13 protein-coding genes are annotated in these 12631 nt (G+C 71.7%); 7 read left to right on the forward strand and 6 right to left on the reverse strand.

The genetic code is table 11. From position 1 onward, the window contains the following. Positions 1 to 34 precede the first annotated feature (34 nt). Positions 35 to 1432 (reverse strand): argininosuccinate lyase, encoded by a 1398-nt coding sequence (argH, locus tag R0232_RS09225; protein WP_093348594.1) that lies wholly within the window; start codon positions 1430 to 1432, stop codon positions 35 to 37. A gap of 50 nt (positions 1433 to 1482) precedes the next feature. Here argH and R0232_RS09230 point away from each other — a divergent pair, with 50 nt between their 5' ends. Genes R0232_RS09230 through R0232_RS09240 form a run of 3 tightly spaced genes read left to right on the forward strand, consistent with a single transcriptional unit; the run spans position 1483 to position 4590 of the window. Further along, on the forward strand, positions 1483 to 2547 hold the full coding sequence (locus tag R0232_RS09230) for a sensor histidine kinase (protein ID WP_208507508.1): 1065 nt from the start codon (positions 1483 to 1485) through the stop codon (positions 2545 to 2547). A gap of 28 nt (positions 2548 to 2575) precedes the next feature. Beyond that, the gene (locus R0232_RS09235; protein ID WP_057592325.1) at positions 2576 to 3316 is read left to right on the forward strand and encodes a LytR/AlgR family response regulator transcription factor; all 741 of its coding nucleotides are present in this window, start codon (positions 2576 to 2578) and stop codon (positions 3314 to 3316) included. Then, positions 3313 to 4590, forward strand: a complete 1278-nt coding sequence (locus R0232_RS09240) for an AI-2E family transporter (RefSeq protein WP_296780025.1) — start codon at positions 3313 to 3315, stop codon at positions 4588 to 4590. The genes R0232_RS09235 and R0232_RS09240 overlap by 4 nt, the downstream gene beginning before the upstream one ends. Before the next feature lie 6 nt (positions 4591 to 4596). On the opposite strand, the gene R0232_RS09245 is transcribed toward R0232_RS09240, so the two are convergent. Next, positions 4597 to 5088: a winged helix-turn-helix transcriptional regulator gene (locus R0232_RS09245; RefSeq protein WP_431511918.1), complete on the reverse strand. Its 492-nt coding sequence runs from the start codon at positions 5086 to 5088 to the stop codon at positions 4597 to 4599. 210 nt (positions 5089 to 5298) lie between these two features. Here R0232_RS09245 and R0232_RS09250 point away from each other — a divergent pair, with 210 nt between their 5' ends. From R0232_RS09250 to R0232_RS09260, 3 genes are read left to right on the forward strand one after another with little or no spacing between them, the layout of a single operon-like run. After that, complete coding sequence (locus R0232_RS09250; protein ID WP_431511919.1) at positions 5299 to 6252, forward strand: nitrilase family protein; 954 nt, start codon at positions 5299 to 5301, stop codon at positions 6250 to 6252. After that, positions 6249 to 7586: an amidase gene (locus tag R0232_RS09255; protein WP_431511920.1), complete on the forward strand. Its 1338-nt coding sequence runs from the start codon at positions 6249 to 6251 to the stop codon at positions 7584 to 7586. The genes R0232_RS09250 and R0232_RS09255 overlap by 4 nt, the downstream gene beginning before the upstream one ends. 1 nt (position 7587) lies before the next feature. Further along, a complete protein-coding gene (locus R0232_RS09260; RefSeq protein WP_208507503.1) occupies positions 7588 to 7980 on the forward strand; it encodes a tautomerase in 393 nt (130 codons plus the stop codon). 6 nt (positions 7981 to 7986) lie between these two features. On the opposite strand, the gene R0232_RS09265 is transcribed toward R0232_RS09260, so the two are convergent. Then, a complete protein-coding gene (locus tag R0232_RS09265) occupies positions 7987 to 9231 on the reverse strand; it encodes an MFS transporter (RefSeq protein ID WP_431511921.1) in 1245 nt (414 codons plus the stop codon). Then, complete coding sequence (locus R0232_RS09270) at positions 9231 to 9761, reverse strand: N-acetyltransferase family protein (protein ID WP_431511922.1); 531 nt, start codon at positions 9759 to 9761, stop codon at positions 9231 to 9233. The genes R0232_RS09265 and R0232_RS09270 overlap by 1 nt, the downstream gene beginning before the upstream one ends. A 48-nt stretch (positions 9762 to 9809) precedes the next feature. Here R0232_RS09270 and R0232_RS09275 point away from each other — a divergent pair, with 48 nt between their 5' ends. Further along, a complete protein-coding gene (locus tag R0232_RS09275; RefSeq protein WP_431511923.1) occupies positions 9810 to 10775 on the forward strand; it encodes a LysR family transcriptional regulator in 966 nt (321 codons plus the stop codon). A 15-nt stretch (positions 10776 to 10790) separates the two neighbouring features. Here the strand turns inward: R0232_RS09275 and R0232_RS09280 are convergent, their stop codons facing one another. Next, the gene (locus R0232_RS09280) at positions 10791 to 12014 is read right to left on the reverse strand and encodes an MFS transporter (RefSeq protein WP_208507499.1); all 1224 of its coding nucleotides are present in this window, start codon (positions 12012 to 12014) and stop codon (positions 10791 to 10793) included. Between the two features lie 211 nt (positions 12015 to 12225). After that, positions 12226 to 12630, reverse strand: a complete 405-nt coding sequence (locus R0232_RS09285) for a GFA family protein (RefSeq protein WP_093348620.1) — start codon at positions 12628 to 12630, stop codon at positions 12226 to 12228. Position 12631 lies beyond the last annotated feature (1 nt).

The following is a 12631-nucleotide window of genomic DNA, read 5'->3' on the forward strand; positions in this document are numbered from 1 at the left end:
CTGCGGGTCGCTGCGCTGCCGAGGGCCGGCGCGATCAGCCGAGGCGGGCGCGGTGGCGCGCGATCTGCGCCTTGACCTGCGCGGGCGCCGTGCCGCCGAGGATGTTGCGTGCGTTGAGCGAGCCGCGCAGGCTCAGCACGTCGTACACGTCCTTCTCGATCTTCGGGTTGAACTGCTGCAGCACCGCCAGCGGCAGCTCGGCCAGGTCGACCTTGTGCGAGGTCGCGGCCTTGACCGCGTGGGCCACGATCTCGTGCGCGTCGCGGAACGGCAGGCCCTTCTTCACCAGGTAGTCGGCCAGGTCGGTGGCGGTGGCGTAGCCGCGCAGCGCGGCCAGTTCCATCGCCTCGGGCTTGACCGTGATGCCGCCGATCATCTCGGCGAAGATGCGCAGCGTGTCCTTGAGCGTGTCGACGGTGTCGAACAGCGGCTCCTTGTCTTCCTGGTTGTCCTTGTTGTAGGCCAGCGGCTGGCCCTTCATCAGCGTGATCAGCGCCATCAGGTGGCCGACCACGCGGCCGGTCTTGCCGCGCGCCAGTTCGGGCACGTCGGGGTTCTTCTTCTGCGGCATGATCGACGAGCCCGTGGTGAAGCGGTCGGCGATCTGGATGAAGGCGAAGTTCTGGCTCATCCAGAGGATCAGCTCCTCGCTCATGCGGCTGATGTGCACCATGCACAGGCTGGCGGCGGCGCTGAACTCGATCGCGAAGTCGCGGTCGCTCACGGCATCCAGGCTGTTCTGGCACACGCCTTCCATGTTCAACGTCCTGGCGACCAGCTCGCGGTCGAGCGGGTAGCTGGTGCCGGCCAGCGCGGCGGCGCCCAGCGGCAGGCGGTTGACGCGGCGGCGCACGTCGGCCAGGCGCTCGGCGTCGCGGCTGAACATCTCGACGTAGGCCAGCATGTGGTGGCCGAAGCTCACGGGCTGCGCCACCTGCAGGTGGGTGAAGCCCGGCAGGATCACCTCGACGTTCTTCTCGGCGATGTCGACCAGCGACTTCTGCAGGGTGACCAGCAGCTCGGCGATCAGGTCGATCTCGCCGCGCAGCCACAGGCGCACGTCGGTCGCGACCTGGTCGTTGCGGCTGCGGCCGGTGTGCAGGCGCTTGCCGGCGTCGCCCACGAGCTGGGTCAGACGGGCCTCGATGTTCAGGTGCACGTCTTCGAGGTCGAGCTTCCACTCGAAGGCGCCGGATTCGATCTCGGCGCGGATCTGCGCCATCCCACGCTCGATCTCGGCGTGGTCCTGCATGGTGATGATCCCCTGCGCGGCCAGCATGCCGGCATGGGCGAGCGAGCCTTCGATGTCGGCTTGCCACAGGCGCTTGTCGAAGAAGACGCTGGCGGTGTAGCGCTTCACGAGGTCGCTCATGGGTTCCGAGAACAGGGCGGACCAGGCTTCGGATTTCTTGTCGAGTTGGTTTTGGGTCATGGGAGCCGTTCGGGAGGCAATAATGGGCTGGTTACCCAATGTATCTGCGAATGCGCAAGCCGGCGATTTTATCGGCCACCCCACCCGCCGCGTCCTCCGACCGCGCCCGCCCGCCCGCGCGCGCGCAGGCCGTGCTGTTCGACGCCTGCCAGATCGGCGTGGTGCTGCGCACCGTGGTCTTCGTCGAGGCGGTGGTGGGCGTGGCCGCGATGTTCGTCTCGGGCTCGCCCGGCGAGTGGCTGGTGCAGGCCGCCACCGTCACGGGCGGCGCCTTGCCGGCCACCCTGCTGTGGCTGGTCGCGGCCTGCGGGCTCAAGAAGCCGCTGCGGCGGCTGCCGGTGCCGTGGCAGTACGCGGTGGGCGCGCTGCTGGGCGCCATCTCGGCGCTCTACGGCTGCGGGCTGCTGCGGCTCACGGGCGTGCTGGTCAGCGCGCCCTGGTTCGCGAGCGCGCTGGCCGGTGCCTTCTTCGCGGGCATGGTGATGGCGGCGATGGTGCTGCGCGCGCGCGGCCAGACGCCGGCCGCCACCACCGCGCGGCTCGAGGAGCTGCAGTCGCGGATCCGGCCGCACTTCCTGTTCAACACGCTCAACAGTGCCATCGCGCTGGTGCGCGAGGAGCCCGCCAAGGCCGAGACCATGCTGGAGGACCTGAGCGAGTTGTTCCGCCAGGCGCTGGCCGATCCCGGCGAATCGGGCACCCTGGCCGACGAGATCGCGCTGGCCGAGCGCTACCTCGCGATCGAGCAGGTGCGCTTCGGCGAGCGGCTGCGCATCCGCTGGGACCTCGATGCCGCGGCCAGCGACGCGCGGCTGCCGCCGCTGCTGCTGCAGCCCCTGGTCGAGAATGCGATCAAGCACGGCGTGGAGCCGAGCCCGGACGGTGCCAAGCTGCGCATCCGCACCGAGCGGCGCGGCTCGATGGTGGTGATCGAGGTGGTCAACAGCCTGCCGCCGCTGCGCTGGGCCGACCAACCACTGCCGCGCGGCCACGGCATCGCGCTGGCGAACGTGAGGGACCGGCTGCGGCTGCTGCACGACATGCGCATGCAGTTCAGCGCCGGCATGGATCAGAAGAGCTACCGGGTGCGCATTGCGATACCCGCCGAATCATGAACGCATGCCATTGCGTGGGGGGACATGAATGAGCCTGAGGACATTGATCGTCGACGACGAAGCGCTGGCCCGCTCGCGGCTGCGCACCCTGCTGCGCGACTGCAGCGCGCCCGCGGCCGAGGTGGTGGCCGAGGCCGCGCAGGGCGCCGAGGCGCAGGCGCAGCTGGCCTCGATGAAGCTCGACGTGGTGCTGCTCGACGTGCACATGCCCGGCATCGACGGCATCGAGGTGGCGCGCGCGCTGCGCGAGCGCGCCGACGCGCCGGCCGTGGTGTTCGTGACCGCCCATGCGGCGCATGCCGTCACCGCCTTCGAGCTCGACGCGGTCGACTACCTCACCAAGCCCGTGCGCGCCGAGCGGCTGCAGCAGGCGCTGCAGAAGGCCGAGCGCTATCTCAAGGAGCGCGCCAGCGACAAGGTGGCGCAGGAGAGCGTGCTGATCCAGGACCGCGGCCGCGCCGAGCGCGTGCCGCTGGCGGAGATCGTCTACCTGAAGTCCGAGTACAAGTACCTCACGGTGCGCACGGCCGCGCGCAGCCACATCCTCGACGGCTCGCTCAACGATTTCGAGGAGCGCTATCCCCAGCGCTTCCTGCGCGTGCACCGCAATGCGCTGGTGGCGCGCAGCGCGATCCGCGCGCTCGAGCGCTACGACGACGGCGAGGACGCCGAGGGCTGGGCGCTGCGCCTGTCGACCGTGCCCGAGCTGGTCGCGGTATCGCGCCGGCAGCTGGCGGCGGTGCGCGAGGTCATCAAGGACGCACGATGAACGACAAGGCGCGCGAGGACGACGCACCGCGGCCGCCGCCCGCGCAGGAGGAGGTGCCCGCGCCCGAGCTGGCGCCGGTGCCCGAGGAACCAGTGACGGCCGCCGCCGTTCCCGCGCCCGCGCTGCGCCCCGAGCCGCCGCCCGCGCCGAAGTCCGAGGCCGACGCCGAGCGCGACCTGCCGGTGCTGCGCGTGCCGGTCGACGTGCGCAGCTTCTCGCTGGTGGTGCTCGCGGTGCTGGCCAGCGTGTTCGCGCTGCAGTGGGCGCAGTCGGTGTTCATCCCGCTGATGCTGAGCCTGCTGCTGAGCTATGCGCTGTCGCCGCTGGTCGACCGGCTCGAGCGCTGGTGGCTGCCGCGCTGGATCGGTGCCGCCGTCATCCTGCTCGGCCTGTGCGGCGCCATCGGCTGGACCGGCTATTCGCTCTCGGGCAGCGCCTCGTCCCTGCTCGATTCGCTGCCGGCCGCGGCGCAGAAGCTGCGCCAGGCCACGCGCACCGACAAGAGCACCGGCGGCACGCTCGACAGCGTGCAGCAGGCGGCCTCGCAGCTCGAGCGCGCGGCCGAGGAGAACTCGCGCGCGCTGGCGCGCCGCGGCGTTGCGCGCGTGGTGATCGAGCGGCCGCCGTTCAACGTGCGCGACTACCTCTGGACCGGCACCGTCGGCCTGCTCGGCGCGGCCGGGCAGCTCACGCTGGTGGCCTTCCTCACCTACTTCGCGCTCTGTTCGGGCTCCACCTTCCGGCGCAAGCTGATCAAGATCTCGGGCTCCAGCCTCGAGAAGAAGAAGATCACCGTGCACGTGCTCGACGACATCACGCGCAACATCGAGCGCTACCTGCTGGTGCAGATCTTCACCAGCGTGCTCGTGGGCGTGGCCACCGGCCTGGCCTTCTGGGCTCTCGGGCTGCAGAACGCGGCCGTGTGGGGCATCGTGGCCGGGGTCACCAACCTCATTCCCTACATCGGCTCGGTGATCGTGCTCTCGGCCGCGGGCCTGGTGGCCTTCCTGCAGTTCAATACCCTCGAGATGGGCATCCTGGTGGCCGGCACCTCGCTGCTGATCCACACCCTGGTCGGCAACCTGCTGATGCCCTGGCTCACCAGCCGCACCAGCCGCATGAACCCGGTCGCGGTGTTCGTCGGCGTGATCTTCTGGGGCTGGCTCTGGGGCGTCTGGGGGCTGCTGCTGGGCATCCCGATCACGATGGTGATCAAGGCCATCTGCGACCGGGTCGAGGACCTGCAGCCGATCGGCGAATTGCTGGGCGAGTAGGGCGGCTCAGCGCGCCGACTTGAAGGCCGGCCGCCCGCCCGGCGCCGGCTTCTCGGGCAGCTTCTTCACGAAGGTCGCCGCCGGCGCCAGCGGCTTGCCGTCGTGCGTGCGCAGATCGATGCGCTGCACCGGCTTGCCGCTCTCGCGCTCGACCAGCACCGAGTGCGGCTCGCCCTTGGCATAGAGGTGCTGCTCGCCCCAGTGGCGCAGCCCCACCACCACCGGGAAAAGCCCCTCGCCCCTGGGCGTCAGCAGGTACTCCTGGTAGAGCGAGCCGTCGGAGGCCGGCGCCTGGCTCAGCACGCCCTCGTTCACCAGGTTCTTCAGGCGGTCCGCGAGGATGTTCTTCGCCACGCCCAGGCTCTGCTGGAATTCGCCGAAGCGCTTCATGCCGTCGAAGGCGTCGCGCACGATCAGCAGCGACCAGCGGTCGCCCAGGATGTCGAGCGTGCGCGCCATGGGACAGGCGTCTTCCTTGAGGCTTTTGCGGCGGGCCATGGCGATGCGTTGCGGGTGGATGTGGTTGCAGGATTAAACCATCTCGGCGCCACCTGCATGCGCGCTGCCGCAAGACCTTGCGGCGCGGCGGGGCTGTCCGGCCCATCAGGTCGCAAATAAAAACCGATCTGCCTAGGATCAGTCAGGTTTCAAATAAAAACCAGATAGCCGATTCGATCCCTCCCTTTGCCAGCGCGCAGAAAGCCATCCATGACCGCTTCATCCGATACGCAACCGTCCCCCGCCGCCGATATCGGCCGCGGCGCCGATGCCATTCCCGGCCTGCGCGCCAGCCCCGTGCGCGTGGCCGTGGTCCAGTTCGACCCGCAGGTCGGCGTGGAGAACCTCGCGCGCAACAGCGCGGCGATCTACCAGCGGCTCGATGCCGCGGTCGCCAACGGTGCGCAGCTGGTGGTGCTGCCCGAGCTCGCCACCACCGGCTACTGCTTCAGCGGCCGCGCCGAGGCCTATGCCCATGCCGAGCCCGTGCCCGGCGGGGCCGCGGTGCAGGGCTGGGTGTCGTATGCGGCGCAGCACGGCATCTACATCGTCGGCTGCCTGGTCGAGCAGGACGGGCTGCAGCTGTTCGACACCGCGGTGCTGGTCGGGCCCGAGGGCTACATCGGCCGCTACCGCAAGACCCACCTGTGGAACAACGAGAAGCTGTGGTTCACGCCCGGCGACGAGGGCTATCCGGTGTTCGAGACGAAGATCGGCCGCATCGGCCTGATGGTGTGCTGGGACATCTGGTTCCCCGAGGTGCCGCGCATCCTCGCGCAGCTGGGCGCCGACATCGTCTGCCTGCCCACCGACTGGGTCTGGACGCCGCCGCCGCTGTACGACGCCAGCGGCACCTGCATGGCGGCCTACCTCACGATGACGGCGGCCCATGCCAACGGCATCTTCATCGCGGCGGCCGACCGCATCGGCACCGAGCGCGGCGCGGGCTTCATGGGCAACTCGCTGATCGCGGGCACCAACGGCTGGCCGATCGGCCGCATCGCGGGCCCCGACGAGGACACCATCCTCTATGCCGACGTCGACATCGGCGCGGCGCGCTCGGCACCGATCTGGACGCCGCTCAACGACCTGCACCGCGACCGCCGCACCGACCTCTACGACCCGCTGCTCGGTTACGTCGGTGCGCGGGCGCTGCCGCGATGAGCGAGACCTTCGGCTTCTTCGCGCGGCAGACGATCGCGGCGCTCGCGAACGACCTGCGCGCGGGCCGCCGCACCTCGGCGCAGTTGATCGAGGCCTCGCTGGCCGCGATCGAGTCTCGGAACCCGCGCCTCAATGCCTTCGTGCGCGTGGATGCGCAGTGCGCGCGCGCCGCCGCGCTGCGCGCCGACGACGAGCTGCGGCAAGGCATCGACCGCGGCCCGCTGCACGGGATGCCGGTGGCGATCAAGGACCTGATCGACATCGCGGGCCAGCCCACCACGCAGGGCTCGGCGCTGTACCTCGAGCACGTGGCGCATGACGACGCGGCCTGCGTGCGGCAGTTGCGCGCGGCCGGCGCGGTGCCGGTCGGCAAGACCACGCTGCACGAGTTCGCCTACGGCGCCACCGGCGACCGCTCGGTGCATGGCGCGGCGCGCAATCCGCACGCGCCCGCGCGCATGTCGGGCGGCAGCAGCGGCGGCAGCGCGGTCGCGGTGGCCGCGGGCATGGTGCCGCTGGCGCTCGGCACCGACACCGCGGGGTCGGTGCGCGTGCCGGCGGCGCTGTGCGGCGTGGCGGGCTTCAAGCCGGCCTGGGGCGCGATCTCGTGCGAGGGCGTGCGGCCGCTGGCCGCGTCGCTCGACCACGTGGGGCTGTTCGCGCGCAACGCCGAGGACGTGGCGCTGGCCTATGGCTGCCTGGCGCCGCTCGATGCGGCCGTGGCGCCCGCGGCGCGCATCGGCTGGATCGTTCCTTCGCTGCTCGCGCGCACCGATCCGCGCATCGCGCGCGCCGTGCGCGAACGCCTCGGTGCCGCCGGCCTGCCGGTCGACGAGGTGGACCTGCCCGCGCAACTGCCGCAGGCGCACGAACTGTTCGAGATCTTCTCCACGCTGCAGGCCAGCGAGGCCTTCGCGGTGCATGCGGAGGACGTGGCGCGCGGCGCCGAGGCCATCGATGCCGAGGTGCTGCAGCGCCTGCGCCGCGGCGAGGCGATCCCGGCCTGGCGCTATGTGCGCGCGCTCGCGCAGCGCGAGGCCGTGGCGCGCGCCGTGGCCGACCTGCTGCGGCGGCACGAGGTGCTGGCGCTGCCGACCGTGCCGATGCTGGCGCCCACCATCGGCGAAAGAATGCCCCGGATCGATGGCGCGGCGGTCGAGGTGCGCGCCGCGTTGCTGTCGCTCACGAGCCCGTGGAACCTGGTCGGGCTGCCCGCGATCAGCGTGCCCGTGGGTCGCATCGACGGCCTGCCGATCGCGCTGCAACTGGTGGCCGCGGCCGGCAGGGAGGCCGCGCTGTTCCGCCTCGCCGCCACCCTCGAAGGAGTCGCCTGACATGCCCTATCTGCAACTCGACGTGAACGGCCGCCATGCGGCCACCGACAAGCGGCGGCTCGCGCAGCGCCTGTGCGAAACCTATGCCGCGATGATGAGCGTGGACATCCGGCGCATCAGCGTCGCGGTGCGCGAGGCGGGCGAGGGCGGCGTGTGGCGCATGGTCGATGGCGAGCCGGCGGAGGTCTCGGTGCTGATGTGCGACATCCGGCGTGGCCGTTCGGCCGAAGTGCGGCTCGCGGTCGCGAAGGCGCTGTGCCGCGACTGCGCGGAGATCCTCGGGCTGCGCGAGGACCGGCTCAACGTCGAGTTCACCCAGCATGCGGGCGACGAGATGTACCACCCGACGCTGGGCGGCTACAGCCCGGAGTGGGCGCAGGGCGAGGGCGACTGAGGGCGCTCAGCGCGGTGGCCTGGCCAGCCGCGCGAAGCGCGCGATCATCAGCGGCCCGAGCAGCGCGCCGAGCCCGACCGTGGTCCATGCGGCGACCCAGCCGTGGGTGCTGCCGACGCCGAAGCGCGCCTGCCCCCAGTCGAGCGCGAGGCCGAACGCCCAGGGGCTGATCGCGCCCGCGCCGAAGCCCATCACCGAACGCACCGAATAGGCCACGCCCAGGCGATGCGGTGCCACCACGTCGGCCAGCGCGGTCGAGTAGACCGAGGAATCGGCGATGGCGAACAGGTTGTAGAGCGCGGCGGCCGCCGCCAGCAGCCACAGCGGCCAGCTCCACATCCAGCCGAAGGCGAAGGACATGCACAGGCTCGCGAGGGTGGCGACCATCATCACGTGCGCGCGACCCCAGCGGTCGGAAGCGGCGCCGCCCGCGATGCTGCCGAACACGCTGACCAGGTGCGCCAGCGCCGCGAGCGCGATGCCCGCGCCCTTCCACGCGGCCGGCACATCGCCCGACGCGGCCACGAGGTAGGCGGGCAGCCAGGCCCACAGCGCCATCAGCTCCCAGCAGTGGAAGGCATAGGCCCAGTTGCCGGCCATCGCGGGCTTGTCGCGCACCGTCTCGGCCAGCGCGCGCAGCGTGCTCTCGCGCGCGGCCGGCGGCGGTGCCGTGGGCAGTTGCATGCGGCGCAGTGCCGGCACGGTGAGCAGCGCGCCCACCGCGGTGCACAGCGCCGCCGCGATCAGGCCGTGGCGCCAGTGCGCGAGGCTCGCGAGCGCGGCCACCACCGCGAGCGAGAGCGCATAGCCGAGCGACGAGGCGCCGAGGAACAGCCCCATCGCGCGGCCGCGCACCGCGGGTTCGGCATTGCGCGCGAGCAGTTGCAGCCCCGGCGTGTACGAGGCACCGGCGCACAGCCCCGCGAGCCCGTACAGCAGCAGCGCCGAGCGATGGCCGCTCGCGAACAGCGCGAAGCCCAGCGCCGCGATCGCGCTGACCGCGCTGCCGAGCAGGAACACGCGGTGCGCGCCGAAGCGGTCGGCGAGCAGGCCGACGGCGAACAGCGAACTCATGTAGCCCACGTGCCAGGCGCTCTGGATCGAGCCGGCCTGCGCGGCGCTCATCTGCCAGTCGACCATGGTGAAGGGCAGCACGCCGGCATAGGCCGTGACGATCATGGCCTGCAGCAGCCGGCTCGCGCAGAGCATCGCGAGCCAGCCCGGCGCGGGCAGGGACGGCTGTGCCGCCATCAGGCCAGCGCGCGCTGCATCAGCACGGTGTCGACCCAGCGGCCGAACTTGAAACCCACGTCGCGCAGCACGCCGACCCGTTCGAAACCCAGGCTCTCGTGCAGCCGCGTCGAGCCCGCGTTGCCGCTGTGGCCGACCACCGCGACCATCTGGCGCAGGCCCCGTGCGGCGCAGCGTTCGATCAGTGCCGCGAGCAGCGCCTTGCCGATGCCGCGGCCGTGCTCGCCCTGCGCGACGTAGATCGAATCCTCGACCGTGTGACGGTAGGCGGAGCGCGCGCGGTAGGCGCCGGCATAGGCATAGCCGACCACGCGGCCCTCGCGCAGCGCGACCAGGTAGGGCAGGCCCAGGCGCAGCACCTCGAGGCGGCGCGACAGCATCTGCGCCACGGTCGGCACCTGCTCCTCGAAGGAGCAGAGGTCGTGCAGCACGTAGTGGCTGTAGATGGCCTGGATCTGGTCCAGGTGCTGGCGCTCGGCGTCGGCGATCTCGAACGCGGCGGAAGAGGGAGAAGGGTCGGAAGAAGGCATGGCGCGATCTTGACGCGCGGCTTTCGATAAATGAAGCTTCGATCACCTATGCAAGCCATGAGAAAAACTTTGGACAAGCCGCTGCAGCGCTCGCTCAACCTCGACCAGCTGCGCGCCTTCGGCCTGGTGGTCGAGACCGGCAGCTTCTCGGCCGCGGCCGAGCGCCTGGGCCTGAGCCAGCCCGCGGTGAGCCTGCAGGTGCGCCAGCTCGAGCGTCGCCTCGCGGTGCGGCTGGTGGAGCGCGTGGGCCGGCGCGCGCGGGCCACGGCGGCCGGCAGCGAGCTGCTGCGGCATGCGCAGCACATCGATGCGGCGGTCGAGAACGCGATCGAGGCGCTGGCCGACCATGCGAGCGCGGTCGCGGGCCGCGTGCGGCTGGGCACCGGCGCCACCGCCTGCCTGCACCTGCTGCCGCCGCTGCTGCGCGCGCTGCGCGAGCAGTACCCGGCGCTCAGCGTGGTGGTGAGCACCGGCAACACCGACGACTGCGTGCGCAAGGTGGAGGAGAACAGCATCGACCTCGCGCTCGTCACCTTGCCGGCCACGGGGCGTTCGCTCGAGGTGACGCCCGTGCTCGACGACGAGTTCGTGGCCATCGGCCGCGCCGACCTCGCGCCGCTGAAGGCGCGCGTGGGACCGGCCGACCTGGCGCCGCTGCCGCTGGTGCTGTTCGAACCCGCGGCCAACACGCGCCGGCTGGTCGATCGTTGGTTCGCGGCCGAGGGGCTGCAGCCGCAGCCGGTGATGGAGCTCGGCAGCGTCGAGGCGATGAAGGAGATGGTGGCCGCGGGGCTGGGCTACGCCATCGTGCCGGGCATGGCGATGCGCGGGCGCGGTGCCCATCCCGAGCTGAAGATCAGCCGGCTGGTGCCGCCCATGTCGCGCACTTTGGCGATCGTGCTGCGGCGCGACAAGCCGGTGGGCAAGGGGCTGCGCGTGGTGCTCGATGCGATCGCGCGGGCCGGGGCCGAAAGCAAGCGGCCGGGCACGCCACGCGGGCGTCCCGGCCGTTGAAGGGAAGGCTGCCGCTCAGGCCGCCACGGCGGCGCTGCGCGCACGGCCCAGCGTGACCACGATCAGCGCCGCGACCAGCACCAGTCCGCCGCTCATCACCATGGTGCTCGAGATGCCCCAGCCGTCGACCACGCGGCCGCCGAGCAGCGCGCCCGAGGCGATCGCCACCTGGAAGCCGCTGACCAGCAGCGCCTGGCCGGCCTCGGGCGCATCGGGCACGGCCTCGAGCATCCAGCCCGTGAGCGCCACCGGGATCAGGCCGAAGGCCACGCCCCAGATCACGACCACCACCGCGCCGGCCACCATGCCGGTGCCGAGCAGCGTCGACAGGATCAGCGCCGTGGCCAGCAGCAGCGCGGCCAGCAGGGTGGTGCCGCGCACGCTGCGCGCCACCATGCTGCCGCCGAGGAAGGTGCCGAAGAAGCCCACGGCGCCGTAGACCAGCAGCAGCGTGGTCACGCCGTTGGGGTCGAGGCCGAAGACCTGCTGCAGCAGCGGCTTGAGGTAGGTGTAGGCGGCGAAGTGGCCGGCGATGAAGAACAGCACCGCGAGCAGCCCGACCTGCGCCATGCGGCGCGTCAGCGGGATCAGCAGGTCGCGCGCGCCGATGGCGCGCGCCGAGGGCAGCGGCGGCAGCAGCCACAGCTGCACCAGCAGCACGGCCCCGGCCAGCGCGCCGGTGGCGGCGAAGGAGGCGCGCCAGCCGAAGGTGGTGCCGAGGAAGGCACCGGCCGGCACGCCGAGCACGGTGGCGGCCGACACGCCGGCCAGCACCAGCGACATCGCGCGCGCCTGCTGGGCCGGCGGCACCAGTTGTGTGGCGGCCGGCGGCGCGAAGGTCCAGAAGCCGCCCACGCACAGGCCGAGGATCAGCCGCGCGATCAGCATGGTGGCGAAGTTGGGCGCGAAGGCCGCGAGCAGGTTCGAGGCGATCAGCGCCACCGTGAGACCGATCAGCAGGGTGCGGCGGTCGAGCCGGCCCGAGGCCACGATCAGGCCCGGTCCCGCGAAGGCCGCGAGGATGCCGGGCATGGTGATCATCAGGCCCGCGGTGCCGTTCGAGACGTTGAGCGTGCTGGCGATGTCGGTGAGCAGGCCGATCGGCATGAACTCGGTCGAGACCATGGCGAAGGAACCGACCGAGAGCGAGCCGACCGCCAGCCAGGTCGAGCGCGAGGTCTTCGCGGAATCGGGCGGCAGCGCGTCGATGCAGGGGGCGCCGCTGGGAGCGTTCATCATGGGAAGGAAGTCCGGTGGGCATCGGCCGGCACGGCGGTCGATGCTTGTTGCAAAGGGCTTCGCAGTGTGGTCGCCGGGGCGCCCGCGACAAAGGGGGCGCGCGGCAGTTGTCAGTTTCCCCAGGGCGAACAATCGAGGGGTTTGCGTGCTTTCGGCCGCACGCAGGTGCCCGGGAGCGGCGCCTTGCCGTCCATCGACGGCAAGGGCGCGCTCAGGGCTTGGGCGGCGCGGCCTCGGCGAACGAGGGGAGGTCCTCGCCGCAGGCCATCCACGGCACGTCGTGCGAGCGCCAGATGTGCTGGCTGGGCCGCACGCCGGGATCGTCGTCGAGCGAGCCCACGCGCAGGATCACCTGCGGCTGGGCCACCCACTCGGCCACGAGGTGGCTGCCGCAGCGGCGGCAGAAGTGGCGCAGCTTGCCGGGCGTGGACTCGAAGGCCGCGAGCGCGTCGTCCTGGCCGCGCAGCCAGCGGAAGTCGGCGCGGTCCACGCGCGCCGTGCTCGCGAAGGCGGCCGCATGCGCCTTGCGGCAGGTCCGGCAGTGGCAGTGGCCGATCGGGCCCGCGAGCTTCGCGGCCTCGTAGGCCACGGCGCCGCAGAGACAGGAGCCTTGCATG

Origin of the sequence: Variovorax sp. DAIF25 (genome assembly GCF_050711835.1) — a bacterium.
GTDB lineage: Bacteria > Pseudomonadota > Gammaproteobacteria > Burkholderiales > Burkholderiaceae_C > Variovorax.

Coding starts and splice junctions, on each gene's coding strand:
- argH (WP_093348594.1), bottom strand. CDS start 1,432: ATGACCCAAAACCAACTCGACAAGAAATCCGAAGCCTGGTCCGCCCTG.
- R0232_RS09230 (WP_208507508.1), top strand. CDS start 1,483: ATGCGCAAGCCGGCGATTTTATCGGCCACCCCACCCGCCGCGTCCTCC.
- R0232_RS09235 (WP_057592325.1), top strand. CDS start 2,576: ATGAGCCTGAGGACATTGATCGTCGACGACGAAGCGCTGGCCCGCTCG.
- R0232_RS09240 (WP_296780025.1), top strand. CDS start 3,313: ATGAACGACAAGGCGCGCGAGGACGACGCACCGCGGCCGCCGCCCGCG.
- R0232_RS09245 (WP_431511918.1), bottom strand. CDS start 5,088: ATGGCCCGCCGCAAAAGCCTCAAGGAAGACGCCTGTCCCATGGCGCGC.
- R0232_RS09250 (WP_431511919.1), top strand. CDS start 5,299: ATGACCGCTTCATCCGATACGCAACCGTCCCCCGCCGCCGATATCGGC.
- R0232_RS09255 (WP_431511920.1), top strand. CDS start 6,249: ATGAGCGAGACCTTCGGCTTCTTCGCGCGGCAGACGATCGCGGCGCTC.
- R0232_RS09260 (WP_208507503.1), top strand. CDS start 7,588: ATGCCCTATCTGCAACTCGACGTGAACGGCCGCCATGCGGCCACCGAC.
- R0232_RS09265 (WP_431511921.1), bottom strand. CDS start 9,231: ATGGCGGCACAGCCGTCCCTGCCCGCGCCGGGCTGGCTCGCGATGCTC.
- R0232_RS09270 (WP_431511922.1), bottom strand. CDS start 9,761: ATGCCTTCTTCCGACCCTTCTCCCTCTTCCGCCGCGTTCGAGATCGCC.
- R0232_RS09275 (WP_431511923.1), top strand. CDS start 9,810: ATGCAAGCCATGAGAAAAACTTTGGACAAGCCGCTGCAGCGCTCGCTC.
- R0232_RS09280 (WP_208507499.1), bottom strand. CDS start 12,014: ATGATGAACGCTCCCAGCGGCGCCCCCTGCATCGACGCGCTGCCGCCC.
- R0232_RS09285 (WP_093348620.1), bottom strand. CDS start 12,630: ATGCAAGGCTCCTGTCTCTGCGGCGCCGTGGCCTACGAGGCCGCGAAG.